Annotated in this window: 20 protein-coding genes and 2 pseudogenes; 9 read left to right on the top strand and 13 right to left on the bottom strand. The window is 71.7% G+C overall.

The annotated features are described in order from the left end of the window. Nucleotides 1-366: 366 nt before the first annotated feature. Nucleotides 367-1,335, top strand: coding sequence for an LLM class flavin-dependent oxidoreductase (locus E0504_RS29825; RefSeq protein ID WP_112108911.1), 969 nt, complete (start codon nt 367-369; stop codon nt 1,333-1,335). Nucleotides 1,336-1,545: 210 nt separating this feature from the next. Here E0504_RS29825 and E0504_RS29815 read toward each other — a convergent pair whose 3' ends face one another. The 7 genes and pseudogenes from E0504_RS29815 to E0504_RS29785 form a co-directional block, all read right to left on the bottom strand. After that, nucleotides 1,546-2,319: an SDR family NAD(P)-dependent oxidoreductase gene (locus E0504_RS29815; RefSeq protein ID WP_112108910.1), complete on the bottom strand. Its 774-nt coding sequence runs from the start codon at nt 2,317-2,319 to the stop codon at nt 1,546-1,548. Nucleotides 2,320-2,407: 88 nt separating this feature from the next. Further along, nucleotides 2,408-2,830, bottom strand: coding sequence for a cupin domain-containing protein (locus E0504_RS29810; protein ID WP_112108909.1), 423 nt, complete (start codon nt 2,828-2,830; stop codon nt 2,408-2,410). Between the two features lie 104 nt (nt 2,831-2,934). Beyond that, entirely contained in the window at nt 2,935-5,382 is a 2,448-nt protein-coding gene (locus E0504_RS29805; protein ID WP_131626241.1) for an HlyD family efflux transporter periplasmic adaptor subunit, read from the bottom strand. Then, nucleotides 5,375-6,385 (bottom strand): DUF5666 domain-containing protein, encoded by a 1,011-nt coding sequence (locus tag E0504_RS29800; RefSeq protein WP_235014910.1) that lies wholly within the window; start codon nt 6,383-6,385, stop codon nt 5,375-5,377. The genes E0504_RS29805 and E0504_RS29800 overlap by 8 nt, the downstream gene beginning before the upstream one ends. Before the next feature lie 23 nt (nt 6,386-6,408). Beyond that, nucleotides 6,409-7,640: pseudogene (locus E0504_RS53575) on the bottom strand (ABC transporter permease). Then, nucleotides 7,640-8,503, bottom strand: a complete 864-nt coding sequence (locus tag E0504_RS29790; RefSeq protein ID WP_071065159.1) for an ABC transporter ATP-binding protein — start codon at nt 8,501-8,503, stop codon at nt 7,640-7,642. Before E0504_RS29790 ends, E0504_RS53575 begins: the two are co-directional and overlap by 1 nt. 1 nt (nt 8,504) lies before the next feature. After that, nucleotides 8,505-9,812, bottom strand: a complete 1,308-nt coding sequence (locus tag E0504_RS29785) for an efflux RND transporter periplasmic adaptor subunit (RefSeq protein ID WP_131626240.1) — start codon at nt 9,810-9,812, stop codon at nt 8,505-8,507. A gap of 756 nt (nt 9,813-10,568) precedes the next feature. Here E0504_RS29785 and E0504_RS29775 point away from each other — a divergent pair. Together E0504_RS29775 and E0504_RS29770 are read left to right on the top strand one after the other, a co-directional pair. After that, nucleotides 10,569-12,191, top strand: coding sequence for an MFS transporter (locus tag E0504_RS29775; protein ID WP_112108904.1), 1,623 nt, complete (start codon nt 10,569-10,571; stop codon nt 12,189-12,191). After that, complete coding sequence (locus E0504_RS29770) at nt 12,188-12,880, top strand: TetR/AcrR family transcriptional regulator (protein ID WP_071065155.1); 693 nt, start codon at nt 12,188-12,190, stop codon at nt 12,878-12,880. Before E0504_RS29775 ends, E0504_RS29770 begins: the two co-directional genes overlap by 4 nt. 22 nt (nt 12,881-12,902) lie before the next feature. Here E0504_RS29770 and E0504_RS29765 read toward each other — a convergent pair whose 3' ends face one another. Further along, nucleotides 12,903-14,288: an FAD-binding oxidoreductase gene (locus tag E0504_RS29765; protein WP_112108936.1), complete on the bottom strand. Its 1,386-nt coding sequence runs from the start codon at nt 14,286-14,288 to the stop codon at nt 12,903-12,905. Between the two features lie 75 nt (nt 14,289-14,363). Then, nucleotides 14,364-15,230 carry an IclR family transcriptional regulator gene (locus E0504_RS29760; RefSeq protein ID WP_243657678.1) on the bottom strand — a complete coding sequence of 289 codons (867 nt, stop codon included), beginning with the start codon at nt 15,228-15,230 and terminating at the stop codon, nt 14,364-14,366. Between the two features lie 71 nt (nt 15,231-15,301). Here E0504_RS29760 and E0504_RS29755 point away from each other — a divergent pair, with 71 nt between their 5' ends. Further along, nucleotides 15,302-17,479, top strand: coding sequence for a malate synthase G (locus E0504_RS29755; protein WP_112108903.1), 2,178 nt, complete (start codon nt 15,302-15,304; stop codon nt 17,477-17,479). Beyond that, nucleotides 17,476-17,907 (top strand): heme-binding protein, encoded by a 432-nt coding sequence (locus E0504_RS29750; RefSeq protein ID WP_112108902.1) that lies wholly within the window; start codon nt 17,476-17,478, stop codon nt 17,905-17,907. The genes E0504_RS29755 and E0504_RS29750 overlap by 4 nt, the downstream gene beginning before the upstream one ends. Before the next feature lie 15 nt (nt 17,908-17,922). On the opposite strand, the gene E0504_RS29745 is transcribed toward E0504_RS29750, so the two are convergent. Continuing rightward, the gene (locus E0504_RS29745) at nt 17,923-18,207 is read right to left on the bottom strand and encodes a hypothetical protein (protein WP_071065150.1); all 285 of its coding nucleotides are present in this window, start codon (nt 18,205-18,207) and stop codon (nt 17,923-17,925) included. A gap of 517 nt (nt 18,208-18,724) precedes the next feature. On the opposite strand from E0504_RS29745, the pseudogene E0504_RS29740 reads away from it, so the two are divergent. Continuing rightward, nucleotides 18,725-19,309: pseudogene (locus E0504_RS29740) on the top strand (DinB family protein). A 38-nt stretch (nt 19,310-19,347) separates the two neighbouring features. Here E0504_RS29740 and E0504_RS29735 read toward each other — a convergent pair. The 3 genes from E0504_RS29735 to E0504_RS29720 form a co-directional block, all read right to left on the bottom strand. Next, entirely contained in the window at nt 19,348-20,436 is a 1,089-nt protein-coding gene (locus E0504_RS29735; RefSeq protein ID WP_131626239.1) for an acyl-CoA desaturase, read from the bottom strand. 11 nt (nt 20,437-20,447) lie between these two features. Continuing rightward, a complete protein-coding gene (locus E0504_RS29730) occupies nt 20,448-21,521 on the bottom strand; it encodes a ferredoxin reductase (RefSeq protein WP_112108901.1) in 1,074 nt (357 codons plus the stop codon). Between the two features lie 364 nt (nt 21,522-21,885). Next, nucleotides 21,886-22,404, bottom strand: a complete 519-nt coding sequence (locus E0504_RS29720) for a hypothetical protein (RefSeq protein ID WP_112108900.1) — start codon at nt 22,402-22,404, stop codon at nt 21,886-21,888. Nucleotides 22,405-22,572: 168 nt separating this feature from the next. On the opposite strand from E0504_RS29720, the gene E0504_RS29715 reads away from it, so the two are divergent. The 3 genes from E0504_RS29715 to E0504_RS51445 all read left to right on the top strand — a co-directional run bounded on the left by E0504_RS29715 (nt 22,573) and on the right by E0504_RS51445 (nt 23,707). After that, complete coding sequence (locus tag E0504_RS29715; RefSeq protein ID WP_071065144.1) at nt 22,573-23,034, top strand: VOC family protein; 462 nt, start codon at nt 22,573-22,575, stop codon at nt 23,032-23,034. Nucleotides 23,035-23,195: 161 nt separating this feature from the next. Next, entirely contained in the window at nt 23,196-23,414 is a 219-nt protein-coding gene (locus tag E0504_RS29710; protein WP_020464378.1) for a hypothetical protein, read from the top strand. 50 nt (nt 23,415-23,464) lie between these two features. Further along, nucleotides 23,465-23,707, top strand: a complete 243-nt coding sequence (locus E0504_RS51445) for a hypothetical protein (RefSeq protein WP_207974609.1) — start codon at nt 23,465-23,467, stop codon at nt 23,705-23,707. The last annotated feature ends 26 nt before the right edge of the window (nt 23,708-23,733 follow it).

The raw sequence follows: 23,733 nt of genomic DNA, 5'->3' as shown, positions 1-23,733 counted from the left end.
TACGCTTCGGAACGTGTCGACCAATGTCGCGCCGCGTCACTTGCAGGCGGTTCCCGGGATGAGATGAGACACCATCAGTAAAAGGCTGAGCCGCGCCAGACCATCGAGCCGGAGGGCCGGGACGGAGCTACCGCAGAATTCCTACGAACGGGCTGCCGGAAACAGCCGGAGGGCCTTGTGACCGCGAGAACAAAAGGGGTTCACCATGCGCGCTTCCCGGCATGAAATTCATACCGTGCCGAGGTCGCGGGCGGCGGGCCGCGCGCTCGGGTCGGTTGCCTGCGGCGGGCGGTCTGCCGCACGCTCGGCCAGCCGACTCCCGCCAGTGCGCGCGGCGGGGGCGGCGCGAGCCGCGGAGGTGTTCGGATGGCCGCACAGGACGGCGTGATCTCGGTCGGGTTCGTCGCCGGGGCCGATCTGAAACGGGCCGCCGCGCTGGAGGACCTGCCGATCGACTCGCTGTGGACGGGCGGGCACGTCGCCTCCCGGAACCCGTCGGGCGAGGCGATGATGAGCCTGGCCCGCCTGTCAGCGGTGACCGAACGGGTACGCATCGGGACGGCGATCCTGCTCCTCCCCCTGTACGCACCGGCGATCGTGGCCAAGCAGGTCGCCGACCTGGACCGGGCCACCGGCGGGCGGCTCGTCCTCGGCGTGGGCATCGGCGGCGAGTACCCGCAGGAGTTCAGCGCCTGCCAGGTTCCGGTCCGGGAACGCGGGCGGCGCACCGACGAGGCCATCGGCCTGCTCCGGCGGCTCTGGACAGCCCAGACGATCTCCCACGACGGGCCGTTCTACCCGATGACGGACGTCCGGATCCACCCGGCGCCGGCCCAGCCCGGCGGCCCGCCCGTCATCGTCGCCGGCCGGAAGGAGCCGGCGATGCGCCGCGCCGCGCTGCTCGGTGACGGCTGGATGCCCTACCTGTACTCGCCCCGCCGCTACGCGGCCTCGGCGCGGACCATCCGTCAGGCCGCGGCCGACGCCGGACGTGATCTGAGCGGATTCGAGTGGTACGCGTTCGTGTTCGTCAACGTCGACCCCGACGGCGACCGAGCACGCGAGGAGGCCGCGCGCACGATGGGCGGCACCTACAACCAGGACTTCAAGACCATGGTCGACAGCGTGGCGGCGGCCGGGACGGCGGAGGAGGTCACCAGCAAGCTCCGCGACTTCGTCGACGCCGGCGCCCGGCACTTCATCTTCATGCCCGCGCCAGGCACCGGCGACCCCGACCGCATAGTCCACCGTCTGCTCGACGAGGTGATCCCCCCGCTACGCGCGCACGGGAACGAGCAGGCGGCCGCCCGGGCTGGGGATGAGGCCGCGCGCTGAGGCCGCACACCGCGGTGCGGTGAAAGGACGTCCCGGACGTCACCCGGCGCGGCGGGCGGGGAGGGCCGCGCGGATCATCGGGATCCGCAGCGGCATACGCGCCCACGCGCCGGCGGCGAGGGCGAGGTCACGGGGCCGGCCGGCCACAACTTTCAGCGACCCGCCGCCGGCAGTCGAACCGGCCGCCGGCGGCGGGTGGCGGCTGGGCGGTCAGCTGACGGTGAGGCCGTTGTCGACGGTGTAGACGGCGCCGGTCACCGAGCGGGCGTCGGCGGAGGCGAGGAACGAGAACAGGGCGGCGATCTCCTCCGGCTCGGCCAGGCCGCGCAGGCCCGCCATCCGCCGGGCGAGGTCGGGGTCCATGCCGGACGGGAACGATCCCGAGGTCGCGATGTTGGTGTTGGTGCCCGCCGGGGCGATGGCGTTGACCCGCAGCGGCGTCTTCAGGAACTCGACGGCCAGCGACCGGGTCAGCGCAACCACACCGCCCTTGCTCATGGAATAGGCCGCAGAGTAAGGCACGCCCTGGAGCCCGGCGTTGGACGCGATGTTGACAATGTTGCCACCCGTCTCCAGCAGGTGCGGGATGGCGGCCTGGGCCAGGAAGAAACAGGCGTCGAGGTTGACGGCCATCACGCGGCGGTACTGCTCGACGGTGACCTTGGTGGTGTGCTCGGCGAGGTAGATGCCGGCGACGTTGCCCAGCACGTCCAGTTTCCCGAACTCCGCCACGCAGGCGGCCACCGCCTCGGCGCATGCGCCAGGGTCGCTGACGTCGGCCTGGCGGACGGACACCGTGCCCGCCACTCGGGCCGTCTCGAGGGCCTTTGCCGCGAGGGCTTTCGTCTCGACGAGCCGGTCGGCGTCGATGTCCAGGGCGAGCACCGAGGCGCCCTGCCCGACGAGTCGCAGGGTGATGGCTCGGCCCATTCCGGAGCCGGCGCCGGTGATGAGAGCGGCCTTGCCTTCGAATAACCCGGTCATAATCGACGTCCTTCACTTGGTCGGTGGCTCCGGAGCGGCACAGGCGCCCAGCGGACCGCGAACGCCTCCGCGGTGGCGGGCAGGCCCGTCAGAGATCCCGTTGCTCCACGAAGATGCCGGGCTGGCCGGCGTGGATCTCGAGCCATTCGGCGCCTTCCTCCCCGGCCCGCCACGAGTAGAGCATGTCGGGCGTGAAGAATCCCATTCCGGGCCCCACCCGCCGCCGGCCGAAAATCAGCTCCCCGCTGAGGACGTAATTCATCTGGTGAGTGCCGTGACGATGGGGCTTGACCCGCTCACCCGGCTTGGCCGACTCATGGAAGACGGACAGTGCCGGCGACTGGAGAATGACCTTGGTGACGAGATCCCGCCCGAACAAGTCGAAATACTTCTCGGCCTCCTCGGAATCCCCCATGATCTCGACGTTCGTGCGGCCGGTCATCTCGTTGACGTCGAAGAAGAACTGTCGGGGCTTCTCCTGCCTGCCCTGCCGGTCGGTGCCGTCAGCCATCAGCCCGCTCCTTCCAGTGCCGTTCCGTATATGGAACGGCCGTTGTGAGCGGAAACGTAGTGACACGGGACCGAGGGTGTCAACGGAGGTTTTACGGGTGGCGGTCAGCGCTGGCCGCCACCCCCGCCGGCACCGCCACCAGCGCCACCGGAGCCGCCACCGAAACCGCCGACGAAGCCGCCCCCGGGGCCACCGCCCGTGCCACCGCCGCCGAGGAGCCCACCGCCGCCGCCGTTGCCGTTGCCGTTGCCGAACAGCCCGCCGCTGGTGGAGGACCGGGCCGAACCGCCTGAGGGCAGGTCGGCGTTGATGTCCGCGAGGACGACCTGGTCACCGGGCTGGAGTCCCGAGATCACCTCGGTGCGCTCGGGGCCCACCGCGCCGGTCTCCACCCGGACCGCCGTCGCCTTCCCGTCCTTCAGCGCGGTGACCGTGGCCAGCTGTCCGACCCGGTGCACGGCGGACGTCGGCACGGTCAGGACGTCCTTGACCTCCTTCACCGTGATCGACACGGTGGCGCCGGTGCCGTCGAAGAGCCGGGTGCTCGTCGGCTTCAGAACGATCCTGACGGGATAGGTCGTGGTCGAGCCGGTGGTGCTGTTCAGAGCGCCGATCGACGAAACGGTGCCGGTCAGCGGCTCCTTGACCCCGTCCACGGTGACGGTCGCCGGATTCGACACCTTGACGGTGTCCACGGCGGACAGGGGGACCGTGGTGGTGATCTGCTTGTCGCCGTCCCCGAGCACCGTGATGGTGCCACTGGTCGAGAACGCGCCCACGGTGGCACCGGGGGCTAGCGAGATGGCGGCCACCGTCCCGCTGATGGGGCTGGTGAGCGTGGCCCCGTTCAGGTTCTGCTGGGCCACGGCGACCTGCGCGACGGCCGCGTCGATGGCGGCCTGGTCCGCGGCGAGCTGTTCGGCGGTGGCGGGCTGGGCCGCGCGTGTTGTCATCGCCCCACCGCCCGAACCACCCGCCGTGCCGGCACCCGAGCCGCCGCCGGAACCGGAACCGGCCAAGCCGCCGCCGCCCGCGCCGGAACCGGAACCCGCCGAGCCGGCACGATCGGACTCGGACGGAGCCGGGGTGGGCCGGGCATCGGATCCACTCGACGAGCCGGAGCCGGATGAGCCGTCGCCTGACGACTCACCGCGCGACGAGCCGCCGTCCGATGAACTGGGACTCGGCCGGGGGGTGGCGGTCACGGTCGGCTTCGTGGACGGCGCGGTCGAGGGGTGGCTTCCCAGGCCTGAGCCGCCCTGGCTCGGCGCGACCGTCCCACCGGTGACCGGACTGGTCGTCCCACCGGGCTGCGGGCCGGTCGACGGAGTGACCTCAGGCCCGGCCGGTACGCCGCCGGCGCTGTGCAGGGCGGCGACCGCCGTGTCGAGGTTGACCTTCGCCGAGGCCAGCCGGGACGCCAGGGCCGCCAGGTTCGACTCCCCCGACGCGCTGGACGCGTCGCCGAACCGGGTGATGAGACCGCTGATCGCGCTCTGGCACCGCGTGACGTCGATGGTGCCGACCAGGCCGGCCTGCTGGATCGTGACGGTGTACACGGCGCCGGTGTCGAGACCCCTGAACGTGTAGGGACCAGTCCGGGTCGCGATCACCGTGCCGTTCCTGGTCAGGGTCACCGTGTCCTTGTCACCGACCGTGCCGCCGATCGTCCCGGCCCTGGCCGAGGAGTCGGCGGGGGTTGGCGTGGCCGTGTAGGAGATCGGTTCGGGCGGCGAGCCGCCGGTCACCGCGCAGCCACCGCCCTGGGCGGTTAGCGAGCCGAGATCGGCGCCGAGGTCGGTCAGGACGCCGTCGAGCGCCGACTGGGCGGCGACGACCTCCTGCTGAGCCGTGGTGACAGCGGTGTCGAGCGCGCTCGGCTTCGTGGATCCGTCGGCGGAGGCGCTGGCCAGTTGGACGCCGAAGGTCCCGGCGCCGGTGCCCGAGGACCCTGACGAGGCGTTCGCGAGCAGGCCGATCGTGGAGCCCGATGGCCCCGCCGCGCTCGACGACGCGGACGCCACAGCCGCGGTGGCGCCCTGCCCGCCTCCCGTGGACGTCTGGCCGGACGCGTCGTCGGTCAGTGTGAGCCGCGCGTTCGCCAGGTTCTGGTTCGCGGTGTTGAGCGCGCTCTGTAGCGCGGTCGGGTCCAGGTTCGCCAGGACCTGCCCGGCGCTGACCTGATCACCGATCTGCACCGGCACCCCGGTCACCGTTCCGCCGACCGGGAAGGAGAGCGTCGCCGTGTCGACCGTGCTCAGCGTCCCGACCGAGGTCAGCGTCTGGGTGACCGACGAGGTGGTCGCGGCGGCGAGCCGGTGGGACGGCCCGTCGTCAGCGGTGACCGCGAGACCCGCGCCGACGCCCGCCCCGACGAGCACCAGCGCCGCGACCCCGCCGACGACAGCCTTGCGGGGCCGGCGCGGCCGGCGCGGCGCCGGCCGCGAACCGCCGCCAGCCCCCGAGGTCCCACCAGCCCGGAAGGTCCCACCGGCCCGGGGGGCCCCGTCCGCTGGCGCGGTCTCGTCCGCCCGCTGTGTCGCGTCAGCCATTCGTGGTGCCCGTTCCGCCGGATCCGCTGCCACCCGCGCCAGAGCCCCGGCCACCGAAGCCCCCGCCGAAGCCGGTGGCGCAGGCGCCGTTCGTGGCCTCGCTCAGCGCGATCCGGGTGGCCGTGACGGTGCCGGTGTCGTCGGTGTCGCCGTTCGCGACCGCGCACTTCCCGACAGCCAGCCCGGTCGACGTCGCCGCGACCGACTGCGTGTACCTGGTGTCGCCGTCGACCAGCACCGTGTAGGTGACGGCCTTGTCGGTGCCGAAATCGGTGCCCGAGATGGTGATCGTGGAGCCGGACACCGAGGTCACCTTGCCGGTTGCCCGACCACCGAAGCCGCCGCCACCGAAGCCGCCCTGCCCGCCAGGTGCACCCTGCCCGTTCTGACCGCCCGGCCCGTCCGGGCCGCCGCTGGGGCGGGTCTGCGGCTGGCCACTCGGCTGGGGCTGGCCGGTGGGCCGCGCCGCGGCGTTCGGCCCGGCGCAGGAACCGTCGGTCGGCTGGCTGATCATTACCGTCGTCGCGGTGAAGGACGTGGGCATGGCGGTGGGCCGCGCCGAGGGTTGCGCGCCGGACCCGCCGGCCGGCGCACCCGACACCTGCCCGCCCGCCGGCCGGGCGCCGTCCGCCGGCATGTTCGCCGCGGTGACGCACACGCCTTCCTTGACGTCGCTGAGCGCCGCGGACGTTGTCTCGGTGAACGTGGTGCTCTCGCCGTACTTCACCGCGATCTGCCCGGACTGCTGGCTCTGCACCTGAATGGTGCCGGAGTCGACCTCCGCGATGAGCCCGGACGCGGGAGCCTCCGTTCCTGGCTGGCCGCCGCCCTGCCCGGGTGTGGCGCCGGCCTGGGTGGCGTCCGCCGTGGACGTCCCGGAGGAACCGCCGCAGCCGGCCAGCACGGCGACCAGTACAGCAGCGGAGGCGGCCACGACGGCCGCGGAGCGCCGCGCGGGACGGCCGCCGACCGGCGGCACGGAAAACGGAACCTGGCCAGTCATGGTGTCTGTCCTCGTCATGGGGGCTAGTCGCTGCGGAGCGCGTCGATGGGGGCCAGCCGGGCGGCCCGGCTGGCGGGGTACACGCCGAAGGCGACGCCGATCGCGACCGCGACGGCCAACGAGCCGAGCACAGCCCACCAGACGATCGCCACCGGGTTGTCGATGAACTGGGGCAGCACCAGTGCGCCGCTGATGCCCAGCAGCGCGCCGATCGCTCCTCCGGCGAGGCTGAGCAACGACGCCTCGATGAGGAACTGCCGCCGGATCGCCGCGGGCGGCGCGCCCAGCGCCTTGCGCAGCCCGATCTCGCGGGTGCGCTCGGTCACGGAGACAAGCATGATGTTCATGACGCCGATCCCACCCACCAGCAGGGACAGCGCCGCGATCCCGGCCAGCAGGGCGGTGAGCGTCCGACTCACGGACGTCGCCGTGCTCAGCAGGGACTCCTGGGTGGTGATCGTGAAGTCCGCGCTGGACGAGTCCGTGATGCCGTGCTGGTTCAGGAGCAGACTCGTCGCCTCCTGGTAGGCCGCCGACAGGGTGGACGCCGAATACCCCCTGATGTAGATCGAGGAGACCGAGGTGCGCGTCGTCCCGCCGAACAGGCGGCTCGCCCCGGTGGACATCGGCACGATCGCCTGGTCGTCGAGGTTGTTCGAACTGTCCGAGCCGGCCGAGACGAGCACTCCGACGACCGTGAACGGGATGTTGTTGATCGTCACGCTCTGACCGACCGGGCTGCGCCGGCCGAACAGCTCGGTGGCCGTGTCCGCGGCGAGGCGGTGACCGCCGCGGACTGCGCGTCGTCCGTCGTGGTGATGAAACGGCCCGCGCTGATGGAGCGGTTACGGACGGACAGCCAGGACGGGGTCGTGCCGACCACGGTCGTCGTCCAGTTCACCGAACCGTTCAGCACCGACATCGAGCTCTGTTTGACCGGGGCGACCCCCTCGATGTCGGGCGCGGAGGTCTTCGAGGCCAACGCGGCAGCATCGGCGACCGTGAGCGTCGACGCGGAGCCGAACCCGCCGCGCACACCGGTGGAGCTGGTCGAACTGCCCGGCGAGACGATCAGCAGGTTGCTTCCCAGCGAGCTGATCTGCGATCCGACCCTGTCCTGGGCGCCCACGCCGAGGCCCACTGTGAGTACCACGGCGGCGATCCCGATCAGGATGCCGAGCACCGTCAGACCGGAACGCAGCCGGTGGGTACGGATCGCGTCCACTCCGGTACGGAATGTCTCGAGCCATCCCATCAGCGGGTCGCCGCCTCGGCCGCCGCGGGGGCCAAGAGAGCCGGTGAGCCGGCCGCGGTGTCGGACTCGATCAGCCCGTCCCGGATCCGCACGACCCGGCGGGCCCGGTCGGCCACCTCCTGCTCGTGAGTGATCAGGACGATCGTCCGGCCCTGCTCGTGCAGCTCGTCGAAGAGGTTGAGCACATCCCTGGTCGCCGTCGAGTCCAGGTTGCCGGTGGGCTCGTCGGCGAGGATGAGGGACGGGTCGCCGACCAGCGCGCGGGCGACCGCGACCCGCTGCTGCTGGCCGCCGGAGAGCTCACCCGGGCGGTGCTCGATCCGGTCCGCGAGACCGACCCGGTCGAGCGCGGCGACGGCCCGGTGCCTGCGGAGCTCCCGCCGCTCCCCGCGGTAGACGAGCGGCAGTTCGACATTGCGCCACGCGGACAGCGACGGCAGCAGGTTGAACTGCTGGAACACGAACCCGATCCGACGGTTGCGGATCTCGGCCAGCTCGACCTCGGTCATCGCGCCCACGTCCTCGCCGGAGAGCCGGTAGGTCCCCGCGGTGAGCACGTCGAGGCAGCCGATGATGTGCATCAACGTCGACTTCCCCGAGCCGGACGGCCCGACGATGGCGACGTACTCGCCCTCGGCGATGCGGGCCGAGACGCCGCGCAGCGCGGCGACGTCCAGCGTTCCGGCGCGGTAGGACTTGGCCACCTGGTCCAGCTCGATGACCGGAGCACCCGAGTCCGAACCGGCACCGGCGCTCGGTCGGGGCCGCGTGACCGGAGTGGTCGGGGGTTCCGGTGGCGACACTGTCGCGGGCGACCGGGATGACGTGGCGGCGGGTTCCCGTTCGGGCGGTCTCCTGGCCATGTCAGTTACCACCGCTGCCCGGGAACCCGCCACCGCTCGGAAACCCACCGGCCGGGAACCCGCCACCGCCGTAGCCCTGGCCGCCGGTTCTGCTCCCCGTGCCCCCGCCGGATCCACCCGGACCGGCCGCGCCGCCCGCCACCTCGACGAGCACCTGGTCGCCTTCCGACAGACCGGAGACGATCTCGGTGGAGCCGCCACCGGAGACCCCGGTCGTCACCGCCCGGGTTGTCGTCGTCGTGCCCGACACGACACGGACGACGGACTTCCCGTTCTCCTGGCTGATGGCCGCCGTCGGGAGCACCAGGACGTTGCTCAGCTGCTTGTAGATCAGCGCCACGGTCGCGGTGTCACCGGCGTGCAGCCCGCCGGGACTGCCGGTAACCTTGATCACTACCGGGAAACTCGCCGTCTGCCCGGAACTGGATGCGATCAGGCCGACCGAGGACACCGTCCCGTAGATCGTGCCGCCCGCACCTCCGGAGCCCCCGACGCCGGTCGCGGTGCCCGAGCCCGGCACGATCGTCGCCTGGTTGCCCTTCGCGATCAGGCCGACGCTGTTGGAGTCGACGCTGGCGTTGACGATCCACGAATCGGTGCTGATAACCGTGATCTGCCCACCCGACGACGAGGTGGACGCGGTGGACGTCGCTCCCGAGCCGGCGGACGTCCCGCCGGAGGCACCCATCCCACCGGCCGAGGCGCCGGACCCGCCGCCGGAGGATCCGGAGCCGCTCCCGCTGGACGATCCCGACACCTGCTGACCCACCACGAGCGAGACGCTCACCACGACTCCGTTGACCGGTGACGTCATGGTCGCCCCGGCCAGCGCCGTCTGCGCCGCGGTGACCCCGTCGGTGGCGGTCGTGACCGACGCCTGATCGGCGGCGAGCTGCTCGCTGGACGCCCCCGCCGTCTGGTCGGAGGCCAGCTTCTCCTGGCCGTTGGCCAACGTCAGCTTGGCCTGGGCGAGGCTCGCCGCCAGCGACGCCGAGTCGATGGTCGCGAGTTGCTGCCCGGTGGTCACCGTGTCGCCCTCGCTCACCAGGACGCCGGTGACCTTGCCCGAAGCCGGGAAGGTCAGGTCAGCCTGAGTGGCCGGTGCGATCGTGCCGGTGGTGGAGATGGACTGCTTGATCGTCCCGATCTCCGCGGTAACGGTCCGGGAGATGACAGTCGCCGCCGCGTCCGAGGATCCACCGCGGCCGACCACATGGATGGTGATCCCCGCGGCGACGGCCACCACGATCACGACGGCCAGCGCGACCAGTGGCCGACGACGCGCAGCCAGCCGGCCCACGGATGTCATCGCCGGGCGCCTTCGGCCGGTGTCTGATTCTGCACGCCCGCGAGCATTTCGGGGGTACCTGTGCGCAACCCGTGCGGAATCTATGCGCAGGCTATGAACAACCAGGTCGATTGTCTACTGCATGGATTTCCATTGATCGACCCATTCGTACACGAATGATTTTCGATCATCTGGTGGGTCCGCGCGAAACACGGTTGTCTCGCGGAGGCGACGGGTATGCCTCGCGTGCAGTCAGGCCGGAACTTCCTCGACGGCTCGTATGCAATGCACCGGGGGGAGCAGACATGGCGCGCCGGAAGATTTCGAAATGCCCGCCGCTGATCGCCGCCGCCGCGGTGGGCTCGGTTCTGTTCGCGGTTCCCGCACAGGCCGCTCCGCCTGCCCATGTCACCGGCGCCGCGTACGGGTGTTACTGGCGTCATGTGGATGGCCACTGGGTCTGGGAGAACGGACAGCGGCACTGGGTTCCCCCGCGGTCCGTCAGGGTCTGCGGGTAAGCGAAAACGGTCGCCACACCCACGCCCACACACAGGACGCCGCCTGCCGGCCACGCCTGCGGCAGGCGGCAGGCGGCAGGCGGCAATCTCGTCCGCTTCCGCCGTTGAGCGGGATCCACAACATCGCACCCAGCGCCACCCCCGTCCCCGACGATGTTCACACCGAGCGTGACCTGCGGGTACAGGTTGCGCCAGGTCTTGTCTTCGTTCGATGTCTTCTTATGATGACATCAAGCGATGACCAGACTGGGGGCACCACGTGCGCGCGGAACGAGACATCATCCGGTCGAGGACGTCCGCTGACGAAGCGGCGGACGAGGCGGCGGACGAAGTCGCGGAGCCGAAGCCGCCGGGCCCCACCGCGGTGGCTCGGCCGTCCGGCGGAGGGGGGCCGCACCCCCGCCCGGGCATGTTGCTGGGCGTGCTCGTCTACTGCGGGCTCGTGATCGCCGTCATCGGGACGCTGGGCACACCGCTGATCCCGACGATCGCGGCCGCCCAGCACGTCTCGCTGGACAGCGCCCAGTGGCTGCTCACCCTCACGCTGCTGACCGGCGCCGCGTCCACTCCGCTGATCGGACGTCTCGGCGACGGGCCGCACCGGCGGACCGTGATGCTCGCCGGCCTGGGCGCCGTCGCGGTCGGTTCCGTCCTCTCCGCCACCGCCAACGGCTTCGCGCAGCTGCTGGTCGGGCGGGGCCTGATGGGCGTCGGGATGGGCCTGATGCCACTGGCGCTGGCGCTGGCGCGTGACCTGCTGCCCCCGCACAAACTGGTTCCGGGGGTCGCCGCCCTGTCCATCACGGTCGCGACCGGCGCCGGCCTGGGCTACCCACTGAGCGGGCTGCTCGCGGACACGTTCGACTACCACGCCGGCTTCTGGGTCGCCGCCGCGCTGGCGGCCGCCGCGATGGCGGCCGTGCTCGTGGTCGTCCCGGGCCGGGCGAGCGCGCGGACCGCCCGTGGGCGGGTCGACCTGCGGGGCGCGGTGCTGTTCGCCGCGGCGCTGAGCCCGGTGCTGCTCGCGCTGAGCGAGGGCGAGTCGTGGGGCTGGCTGTCACCGGCGGTCATCGCGCTGCTCGTGGGTGGCATCGGCTGCGGGGTGGCCTGGGCCCTGGTCGAGCTGCGGACGGACAACCCGCTGATAGATCTGAAGTACCTGGCGGCGCGGCCGGTGCTCATCGCCGACGTGTGCGCGGCGCTGGCCGGCTTCGGCATGTTCAACGCGATGACGTTGATCAACCGGCTGGCGCAGGCCCCGACCTCGACCGGCTACGGCTTCGGCGCGTCACCGGCCGTGCTCGGCCTGGTGATCCTGCCCCTGTCGGCCGGGACGGTGCTGGCCAGCCGGTGGTCGCGCTGGCTGGGGCCGCGCACCGGCGGTGGGCGGGGCCTGCTGTTGTGCGGCCTGATGGCGGTCGCCCTCGCCCTGTTCGGCCTGGCCGTCAGCCACGACCACCTCGTCGAGCTGGGCGCGGCCACGTTCCTGTTCGGGGTCGGCATCGGACTGGCCTTCGCCGCGATGCCCGCCCTGATCATGGGAGCCGTCCCGCCGCACGAGACGGGCAGCGCGACCAGCTTCAACCAGGTGCTGCGCACGGCTGGCGGCTCGGTGGGAAGCGCGCTCGGCGCGGCGCTGCTCGCCGCCCACACACCGGCCGGTTCGGTCGAGCCGACCAACAGCGGGTACACGATGGCGTTCGTCGTGGCCGGCGGGGTCTGCGCGCTGGCCGCGCTCGCGGCACTGGCCCTGCCCGGCACCCCGTCCGCGGCGACCCGCCCGATGGGGGCGGCGCGCCGGACGGAACTGGAGACGATGGAGGAGGAATCGGCGGGCTCCACCGCCGCGGGACTCATCATGGCGGAGGATGTCCGGTCATGAACACCACTCGGCGGCGCGACGCCGCGCGCAGCCGCCAGGCGCTGCTGGCCGCGGCGGCCGACCTGTTCGCCGAGCGCGGCTACGCGGGGACGGCGATCCGGTCGGTCGGCGACCGCGCCGGCGTCGACCCGGCGCTCATCGCTCGCTACTTCGGCGGCAAGGAGGGCCTCTACCAGGCCGTTCTCGCCGCCGACCCGCTCATCGAACAGTCCGCTCCGAGTGCGGACGGCCCACCGGCCGCCCCGCACGCACCGGTGCCGGCCACATCCGGGGACGACGGGGCCGTGGACGACGGGGCGGCCGTGGCCGGGGCGGTCGCCGGTCCTCCGGACGAGCCGGCAGCGAGCCCGCTGGCGACAGTGCACGGGATGGTGGACCGGGCGTTCGACAAGTGGACGTCGACCGGCGTGAGCGCCGCCGCCCAGAACGTCTTCCGCCGGGAGGTCGACGACGCCGCGCGCCAGGCGACCCGCGAGCGGCTCGACACCGTGCTCGAGCCGCTGCGCGGCGCGGCCGACGGCCCCGACCCGCAGCTGGCCGCCGAGCTGGCTGTCGCCGTGCTGTTCGGGGTCGGCGTCGCCCGGGACGCCGGGACGCTGACCCGGCTGTCCGCGGTGTCGGTCGACGAGCTGCGCGCCCCCCTGACCGCGGCCCTCGTGGCCGCGCTGGGCCTCACGGACTGCCAGTAGAGGCAACCCGACGGTGCGGAGCTCAGAGCATCGCGCCCGGGTTGAGGATGCCGAGCGGGTCGAGGGCGTCCTTGATGCGCTGGTTCAGCCGCAGGACGTCCGGGCCGAGGTAGCCGGGCAGCCACGGCTTCTTCAGGCGGCCCACCCCGTGCTCGCCGGTGATGGTGCCGCCGAGCGCGATGGCCAGGTCCATGACCTCGCCGTAGGCCGTCTCGGCCCGAGCCGTCTGCTCGGGGTCGGTGCGGTCGGTGATGATCAACGGGTGCGTGTTGCCGTCGCCGGCGTGCGCGATCACCGCGATCTCGACCTGCCGCTGGTCGGCGATGTCGGCGATGCCGCGCACCAGCCCACCGAGCGCGGGCAGCGGCACACCGACGTCCTCGAGCAGCAGCGAGCCGCGGCGCTCCACCGCGGGGATCACCATGCGGCGCGCGACGACGAACTGGTCGCCGACCTCGGGATCGTCGGTGGCGAAGACCTCCCGCGCCGCGTTGGCGCCGCACAGCGCCTCGATCTCGGCGACCTCGGCCGCGGCGGTGGCGCCCGGCTCGTCCGACTGGATCAGGAGCATCGCCTCGGCCGCGCGGTCCAGCCCCATCGAGGTGACGTCCTCGACGGCGTTGATCGACGCCCGGTCCATGAGCTCCAGCATGGACGGGCGCATCCGCCGCGTGATGTCGAGGACGGTCGCGGTGGCGTGGTCGAGGGAGCCGAACGTGGCGACCACGGTCGCCGGTGGCCGCTGCGCGGGGATCAGCCGGAGCACCGCCTCGGTGATGATCCCGAGCGTGCCCTCGCTGCCGACGAACAGCTTGGTCAGCGAGAGGCCGGCGACGTCCTTGAGCCGCGGGCCGCCGAGCTGGACGACCGTCCCGTCGGCGAGCACGACGGTCAGCGCCAGCACGTAGTCCGTGGTGACCCCGTACTTCACGCAGCACAGGCCACCGGCGTTGGTGGCGAGGTTGCCGCCGATCGAGCAGATCTCGAACGAGGACGGGTCCGGTGGATACCACAGCCCGTGTGCCGCGGCGGCGGCCTTCACCTCGGCGTTCAGCGCACCCGGCTGCACCCGCACCGTGCGGGTGGTCGGGTCGACGTCGATCTCCCGCATCCGCTCGGTGGAGACCACGATGCAGCCGTCGACCGCCGACGAGCCGCCGGACAGGCCGGTCCCGGCGCCGCGCGGCACTGCCGGGATGCGGTGCTCGCTCGCGAAGCGCAGCACCGCCCGGACGTCGGAGGTGCTGGTCACGCGCACGACGGCCAGGGGCATCCCGGCGTTCGGATCATTGGCGCGGTCCCACCGGTAGCCGGCCATCCGGTCGGGGTCGACGATCACCGAGTCGGGCGGCAGGTCGGCGATGAGCGGGGCCAACGCGGGCGGGCTGGCGGCGAGCGGCGAGGTCATCAGCATCTTCCAGTTTATGGAAAAGTTATTCCGTGATACGAACAGCGCTGTGGGCCCACTGTCAAGAAGTGGGGGTCAGTCCCGCAGGTCTCCGGCCAGCCGGGACGCCGCCGCCCGCAGCAGCCCGACCGCGCGCTCGACCAGCTCGTCGGTCATCCGCGCCGTCGGCCCGGACACCGAGACCGCGACCCCCGGCGCGCTCGCCGGGTCGAGGGCGATGGCCACGCAGCGCACGCCGATCTCCTGCTCCTGCTCGTCGAGCGCGAAACCCCGCTCGCGGATGCGGCGCAGCTCCGCGCGCAGCGCCGTCTCGGTGCCCACCGTGTGCGCCGTGTACCGCGGCAGCCCGCGGCTGCGGATGATCCCGAGCGCCTCGTCGTCGTCCAGCTGTGCGAGCAGCACCTTGCCCACGCCGGTCGAGTGCAGGTCGACCCGCCGCCCGACCTCGGTGAACATGCGCATCGCGTACCGCGACGGCGCCTGGGCGACGTACTCGGCCTGGTCGCCGGAGAGCACGGCCAGGTTGGCCGTCTCGCCCAGCTCGGCGACGAGGTCGTGCAGCACGCCGGACGCGTTGGCGCCGACCATCGCGTTCGCGCGGGCGCCCAGCGGAACGAGCCGGAAGCCGAGCGCGTAGCTGCGGTCGGGCAGCTGCCGCAGGTACCCGCGCTCGACCATGGTGCGCAGCAGCCGGTGCACGGTCGGCGTCGGCAGCTGCGCGCGCGCCGCGAGCTCGGCCATGGGAAGCCGGCCGCCGGCCGCCGCGAGGATCTCGAGCAGGTCCAACGCGCGGTGCACCGACTGCACCCCGGGCACGGCCGGCCCCTGTGACGAGGCGACCTCTGGCGGGCCGGCCTCCGGCGAGGCGACCTCCGGCGACGCGACCTGTGTTGCCGCGGCCTGTGTTGCCGCACCCTGCGGTGACGCGGCCTGTGTTGACACCGTCCAACATCCCTCGGTAGCGTCCGATGAGCGAAAAGGCTATTCCACCATACGAAATTCGGGATGGGCTAGTGCCTGACTACATCGACGTCGTCGGACTGCGCGTCGCCAGCGAGCTGCACCAGTTCGTCGCCGAGGAGGCGCTGCCCGGGTCGGGTGTCGACCAGGCCGCGTTCTGGGCCGGCGCCGCGGAGATCATCAACGAGCTGACCCCGCGCAACCGGGAGCTGCTCGCGCGGCGCGACGAGCTCCAGCAGGCTGTGGACGACTACCACCGGCGCACGCCGGGCCGGCCGGCGCAGAGCGACTACGCCGAGTTCCTGACCTCCATCGGCTACCTGCTCGACGAGCCCGCGCCGTTCACCATCACCACCGACGGCGTGGACGACGAGATCGCGACCCAGGCCGGCCCGCAGCTGGTGGTGCCGCTGCTCAACGCGCGGTACGCGGTCAACGCCGCCAACGCCCGGTGGGGCTCGCTCTACGACGCCCTGTACGGCAGCGACGTCATCGACGAGACGGACGGCAAGGAGCGCGCCGGCGGCTACAACCCGACCCGCGGCGCCGCGGTCATCGCCCGGGTCCGGGAGATCCTCGACCGGAGCTTCCCGCTGGCCAGCGGCTCGCACGCGGACGCGACCCGGTACGCGGTCGACGCCGACGGGCTCGTCGTCACCATCGACGGGGCCGCCGTCCGGCTGGCCGACCCCGCGCTGTTCGTCGGCTTCCGCGGCGAGGGCGACGAGCCGACGGCCGTCCTGCTGACCCATCACGGGCTGCACATCGAGATCCAGGTCGACCGGAACCACCCGGTCGGGGCGGGCGACCGCGCGGGCGTCAGCGACGTCGTCGTCGAGGCCGCCGTCACCACGATCATGGACCTGGAGGACTCGGTCGCGGCCGTCGACGCCGCGGACAAGGTGCTCGGCTACCGCAACTGGCTGCAGCTCATGCAGCGCCGGCTCACCGCCGAGGTGGACAAGGGCGGCCGCGCCTTCACCCGGGTCCTCGCCGCCGACCGCGAGTACACGACCGCCGACGGCGGCACCGTCACCCTGCCCGGCCGGTCGATGCTGCTCATCCGCCAGGTCGGGCTGCTGATGACCACCGACGCGGTGCTCGACCGCGACGGCCGGCCGGTGCCCGAGGGCATCCTCGACGCGCTGGTCACCGGCCTGGGCAGCGTGCACGACCTGCGCGGCGACACCGCCGGCGGCAACTCCCGCACCGGCTCGGCGTACGTGGTCAAGCCCAAGATGCACGGCCCGGACGAGGTCGCCTTCACCGTCGAGCTGATGTCCCGCGTCGAGCGCCTCCTCCAGCTCCCGCCGGCGACGATCAAGCTCGGCATCATGGACGAGGAACGCCGCACCTCGGTCAACCTCAGGCGCTGCGTGTACGAGGCCCGGGACCGCGTCGTCTTCATCAACACCGGGTTCCTGGACCGGACCGGCGACGAGATCCACACCTCGATGCTCGCCGGGCCGATGGTCCGCAAGGCCGCCATGCGCGAGGCGACGTGGATCCGCGTCTACGAGGACAACAACGTCGACGCCGGCCTCGCCCTCGGTTTCCCCGGGCGGGCGCAGATCGGCAAGGGCATGTGGGCCGCGCCGGACAATCTGGCCGACATGATGACGCAGAAGATCGGGCACCCGCTGGCCGGCGCGTCCTGCGCCTGGGTGCCCTCGCCCACCGCCGCGGCGTTGCACGCACTGCACTACCACGAGGTCTCCGTGGCGGACCGGCAGCGCGAGCTGGCCGGCCGCCGCCCGGCCGACCGGCTGGAGCTGCTCACCGTCCCGCTCGCGGAACCGGCGGCCGCCTGGTCGCCGGAGGAGGTCGCCGCCGAGGTCGACAACAACGTCCAGGGCGTGCTCGGCTACGTCGTGCGCTGGGTCGAGCTCGGTATCGGCTGCTCCAAGGTGCCCGACCTGACCGGCACACCCCTGATGGAGGACCGCGCCACCTGCCGCATCTCCTCCCAGCACGTGGCCAACTGGCTGCGGCACGGCATCGTCTCCCGCGAGCAGGTCGAGGAGTCGCTGCGCCGGATGGCCGCGCTTGTCGACGCGCAGAACGCCGGCGAGCCGGGGTACCGGCCGATGGCCCCGGCCTTCGAGGAGCTGGCCTTCGCCGCCGCGCGGGCGCTGCTACTCGAGGGCGCCGACCAGCCGAACGGCTACACCGAACCGCTGTTGCACGAGCACCGGCGCGCCCAGAAGAACAAGGAGATGGTCCGCTCATGACGGCACTGCCGCTGGATGTGGCCCGGCAGATCGTCGCCGCGGCCCGGGAGGCGGGGCGTAAGCACGACCTCAAGCCGCTCACCGTGGTCGTGCTGGACTCGGGCGGCCACGTCGTCGCCGTCGAGCGCGAGGACGGCGCGTCGACGAAGCGGTTCGAGATCGCCTTCGGCAAGGCGCACGGCGCGGTGGCCCTCGGCCTCGGCAGCCGGGCGCTCATGGCCCGCGCCGAACAGCAGCCGTACTTCATCGCGGCCGCGACGTCCGCCATCGGCGGCGCCCTGGTGCCGGTGCCGGGCGGGGTGCTCGTGCGTTCCGCCGACGGCGAGCTGGTGGGCGCGGTCGGCGTCTCCGGCGACACGTCGGACAATGACGAGCTGGTCGCCGTCGCCGGCATCGAGGCGGTCGGGCTCAGCCCGCAGACCGGCTGAGGAGCCGCCGGCCGGTCAGGACGAGACCCGCACCGCGTAGACCTGCTCGTGGTCCGCGGGCGTCCACATCCAGCCGGCGCCCATCCCCGAGCCCAGCATCTGGGCCGCGTTCACCCGGTACGGCTCCTCGGGGTTGGTCATCCCCCAGCGCTGTGCGATTGTGTGGGCGGCGTCGCGCGCGACGGAAACGGCCTGCTGTTCGTCCGCATAAACTCCGATAATCAGCAGCGCAGGGTCCTCTATCATGCCGCATTCAATGCAGCCCACCTTGCAGACGAGCCAGTCGACCTTCCCGCTCACCGGAACTCCCTTCCGCGACGCCCGCCGGAACTGGTCACGACAAGACTGCCGGAACAGCCCTCAGCGGCCTCGGGAAAGCGCTCAGCCAGCACCATGAGCCGACTCTAGCAAGGAATCCGCCCACCCCCGGGGCCGACCGCCACCGTTGCCTTCCGGTGGCACCACCTCATGGGCCCACCCGATCGAAGGCCCACGTCGACCAGAATCGATCCTGGAAACTCGTGTCAGCGCATCAAAACAAGAAACATCAATCCGACTCGCAGCTTAATTACCTTCAGAATTTCCCGGCCAGATCACGAAACCGCGTAGAGCGACCACCCCGACACGGAGCCCGCCCGGACGTGACACGAGGCGAGGAAAGGAAAGAGATCATGAAGGATGTCGTCATCGGCGAGTACGACGTCGCCATCGAACTCCTCTGACTCTCCCGCCCCCTCGATCTCCCTGTCGGCGCGTCACTCACCCTGACATGGATCGCGGACCGATCCTGTCCGCAAGGCGTGTCAGGGTGAGTGACATGGACGCAGACAAACTCGACTGGAACCGGTCGCTGCGCGAGTAGTGGGAGTTCCACTGAAACCATCAGCTCCGGCCCCGACTCAACGGCCTCACCGACGACGAGTACTTCTGGTCGCCGGTACCGGACGCCTGGAGCGTGCGACCGCGCGGCACCTCGACGGCGCCCGTGCAGGGTGGCGCCGGGCGCTTCACGATTGACTTCGCCTGGCCCAACCCGGTCCCCGCGGCCTTCGCCACGATCGCCTGGCGGCTCGGTCACGTCATCGTCGGCGTGCTCGCCGCACGCAACGCGGCGCACTTCGGCGCGCCGGCGGCGTCGTACGACACCTGGGAGTACGCGGGCAGCGCGGCCACCGCGCTCGACCAGCTCGACGCCCAGCTCGACGTCTGGCTCGCCGGGGTGCGCGGCCTCTGCGAGGCCGGGCTGCGGGTCCCGGTCGGCGCGAAGGAGCCCTTCCCCGAGGCGCCCATGGCCGATCTGGTGTTGCACATCCACCGCGAGCTGATCCACCATCTGGCCGAGGTCTGCCTGCTGCGCGACCTTTATCTGCGCACGGAACCCGCCCGTCCGCCGGCCCCGTAACCGGATCATGGAACGGCCCCGGCGAGCACCGGCGTCGGCTACGACGTGGCGGAGTCGGCCACCGCCGGGGCGGGTCCGGGGAGCGAGAGCCGGATGACGCGCTTCCACACGTTGGCCGTCTGTCGCAGCAGTCCTCCGGTGGTGTACGGGAGGCCGAAGCGTTCGCAGAGGGCGCGTACCTGCGGGGCGAGCTGTGCGTACCGGTTGCTGGGTAGATCGGGGAACAGGTGGTGCTCGATCTGGAAACTCAGGTTCCCACTCATCAGGTGCAGGAGTGCCGGGCCGTCGATGTTGGCTGAGCCCAGCACCTGCCGCGCGTACCACCCGCCGCGGGTCTCCCCCTCGACCTGTTCCTCGGTGAAGGCCTCCGCTCCCTCCGGGAAGTGACCGCAGAAGATGATCGTGTGTGCCCAGACGTTGCGGGTGACGTTCGCGGTGAGGTTGGCGAACAGGACGGGCAGGAACGCCGGGCCGGCCAGCAGCGGGAATGCCACGTAATCCTTGACCGCCTGCCGCCCGGCCTTGCGCAGCGACACCTGGAGCTGCGCCCACGTCTGGCCCCAGCTTTTCTCCCCCCGCCAGGCCCGCTCGATCTCGGTGTCGTACAGGGCGATCCCCCATTCGAAGACCGCCGCGAGCGCGAGATTATAGAGCGGCTGGGCGAGGTACGCGGGGTGCCAGCGCTGCTCCGACTTGACGCGCAGCAGGCTGTATCCGATGTCCCGGTCCTTGCCGAGGATGTTCGTGTAGGTGTGGTGCACGTAGTTGTGCGAGTGTTTCCACTGCGCGGCGGGTGACGCCGAGTCCCATTCCCAGGTGGCCGAGTGGATCTCGGGATCGCACATCCAGTCCCACTGGCCGTGCAGGACGTTGTGCCCGATCTCCATGTTCTCCAGGATCTTGGCGGTCGCGAGCATCGTCGTGCCCGCCAGCCATGCCGGTGGCAGCAGAGACGCGAACAGCACCACCCGCCCACCCATCTCCAGGCCCCGCTGAACGGCGATCACCCTGCGGATGTACCGGGCATCGCCTTCCCCTCGGCCGGCGAGAACCTCCTCCCGGAGCTGGTCGAGCGCGCGGCCGAACTCGTCGGCCTCGGCTGCGGTGAGTGCCGTCCGCCTGGCCATTGCCCACCCCTTCAAAGGTCGATCTCGACGTCGCCGGCCGCGCCCGACACGCAGGTCTGGACGAGTTCGCCCTGCGCACCGTGCTCCCGCCCGGTGCGCAGGTCCCGCACCCGGCCCGAGGTGAGCTGGGCCAGACAGCTGTGGCAGATACCCATGCGACAGCCGCTCGGCATGAGAACGCCGGCGTCCTCACCCACCGCCAGCAGCGATGTGTTGCCGCCAGCCTGAGCCTGCCGGCCACTCCTGGCGAACCGGACCCGCCCTCCGGTCCCGCCACCGGGCGCTTCGGCGGGACGGAACCGCTCCACCCTCAGGTGGTCCGCGATCCCCGCCCGACGCCACCAGGCCTCGGCGTCCGCGAGCATCCCTGGGGGTCCGCAGACCCAGGCCGGCCGTTCCGCCCAGTCCGGGCAGATCGCGGGCAGCGCCGCCATGGTGAGACGCCGGGCGGGCCCGCCGGGCACCCTGGTGTGGTGCTCGTGAAGCCGAAGGGTGGGGAACCGGGCCGCGAGCTCTCGTAGCTCGGTGCCGAAGATGACATCGTCCCGCGTCGGCGCCGAATGCACGACGACCGCGTCCGGCATCTCGCCACCCTGCGCAAGGCCGCGCAGCATCGACATCACCGGCGTGATGCCGCTGCCAGCGGTCACGAACAGCAGCCGCGGCGGAAGCACCTGCGGCAGCACGAAACACCCCCGTGGTTTCTCCAGGCGCACGATCGCGCCGGGCGGGACCCCTTCCACGAGACGACCGGACAGCTTCCCGTCCGGGAGGGCCTTGACCGTGATCGAGATGACACCGCCGGGATCCCTCGGGGCCGAGGACACCGAGTAGGGGCGCCAGTGCCACACGCCGTCGACATTCACGCCGATCCGGACGTACTGACCCGCGCGATGCTCGTTCCAGCCCGCGCCGGGACGGATCACCAGCGTGGCGACGCCGGCGGCCTCCCGCCGGACAGCCTCGACCCGCCCCCGCAACCCGCGCCGCGACCAGAGCGGATCAATCAGTCCGAGGTAATCATCGGGCAGCAGTGGCGTGGTCAACGACGCCGCGGCATCCAACAGGATTCTTCCGACGGTCACACTACTTTCTCCCGATTGCCGATTTTCGGGTGTGACGCTGACCTCGCCGGGAGCACGGAACAAGAAGAGAGCTTGCTCGGTGCGATTTTCAGACCGATGCCTCACGCCGGTGCCGGCGCGCTCGCTCGCTCGAAACGCTACACCCGCGCGTCACCTTCCGCGACCAGGCGGCCCGCGTGCCGAACTCTCGCTCGTCGTCGGTCACGGTGGCGGCGGGATGTTCTCGGCCTTTCGGTGACGGCGTGCCACCCGGCGCAGTTGGACCATGCGACCCACACCGGGGATCGCGACCAGCAACGCCCCGCCGGGGAGGCGGGAGACCAGCCGGGGACGAGTGGTGGGACGGCCCTACACGGTAGAACGATCACATGCGGTGGGACAGTGCGCCGAACACCTCTTCGACCGCCTGCATCCGGAGGTCCTCGAGATCGTCAGCCTGCTGCCGGGCCCGGTCGAGCAGGTGATCGAGGAGTTGCGGGCTGAGCCCGTTGTCACCCGCCGCGACAGCCCCCAACGAGCGCCACAGCCGCGACTTGCCGTTCACACCGAGCCACAGCGTCTCCAGCTCGACCACGGAGCTCATCGGCGACCGCCGCAGCAGCCGGTTGTTCAGCTTGAGCCGGCCCACCTTCTCCGCGAGCCGCCCGAGCAAAGCCTTGGTGCGCCGCCGCGGCACTCCCAGATCCTTCATGATCTGCAGCAGCGCCGTCCGATCCCGCGCTATCTCAGCGGCCACGTGCGCGAGCGCGGGGCCGGAGGGAGTGCCCTGGTGCACCCGCGCGATCCGGGACGCGAGATCGACCCCCGCGCCGGCACCGGCCAAATGGTCGTTCAGGTAGGTACCGAGTAGACGCGGGTCCGGTTCGTTGGTCACGTCTCCCATGCCATCGGGCTTGCCCGCTGGCCAACGACTCAAGCCACCGTGCCGACCGACGGGCCGGGCAGCCCGACGGGCGCCGGGTGTGTGCGGGGGCGATCACAGCCGCGTGCGGGACGATGTCGGCGGCGGAAGGCCGTGTCGTCACCCACCCGCCAGCAGAGGAGCAGCCCGATGAGCCGCCACATCCAGGTCACCTTCGACGCCCACGACCCGCGCGCGCTGTCGTCCTTCTGGCGCGACGCGCTGGGCTACGTCCACCCCGGCCCGCCCGGCGTCGACCTGCCCGAGGGCGCCGACCCGCTGGCCGCCTGGGACGACTTCCTCACGCGGGCCGGCGTCCCGCCGGAGCAGCGCAACACGAGATCGGCCATCGAGGATCCGGACGGGCACGGCCCACGGCTGTTCTTCCAACAGGTGCCGGAGGACAAGACCGCCAAGAACCGCGTCCACCTCGACGTCCGGGCGGCTCCCGGGCTACAGGGCGACGAGCGGATGGCGGCGCTGGAGGCCGAGTGCGACCGGCTCGTCGCGCTCGGCGCCAAGCGGGTAAGCCGCCACGAACCCGTTCCCCCAATGGGCGCCGGCCACATCGTGATGACCGACCCCGAGGGCAACGAGTTCTGCCTGGACTGAAAGCGATCCCGCGCAGCCCCGCGTTCGGGGGGAACCCTACGGGCTAACTAGTCCAGGGGGATCCGACACACCATGACCGTAGAGACGACGAGGGCCGGAACACGACAACGGGGGCCCGAGCGCGACAACGGGAACGGGGGGCGACGGTGAGCCCGAGTGTGATGACGGCGGCTATCGAGGCCGGGCTGGCACGGCTGGTGAACATCCGGGGTTCGATCATCCCGTCGGAGGTGTGGGCGCTGGTGGTACCCGGCGCGGGGGTGATGGCACCGTTCGTCGACCTCGACGCACTCGAACAGTACGTCCACGACCAGGGAATTCCCGCGGACGGGTATGTCGCGCTGCCGTTTGTCGGCCTGGGCCAGATCGCCACCTTGTAAGCCCCGCTCCTTTCTGGTGTTCCACGGAACACCAGGATCAATCATGGTTCGTGGTGACCGCAGTCCGCGGGGGTCTGGTGTTCCGCGGAACACCACCGTCCGGAACAGTGCGCATCTGGCACGGATTCCGGCCCGGCGAGGCAACAGTAACTCTGGACAAGACCGGAAGCGCCTCAGCCACCATGACGGGCGCGTACCCCATGGGCGACCCGCCGTACATCCCCTACTCGTTGCCGGACGCTGACCCGGCGGACGGGTCGGCAGCGGACCAGACCGCCGCCGACGGGGCCTGAGCAGACCGGGATCTGACCGGCCCGGG

It is taken from the genome of Parafrankia sp. BMG5.11 (assembly GCF_004337455.1).
Note: the sequence above shows the minus strand (reverse complement) of the source record. Positions and strands in the feature narration are given on the sequence as shown.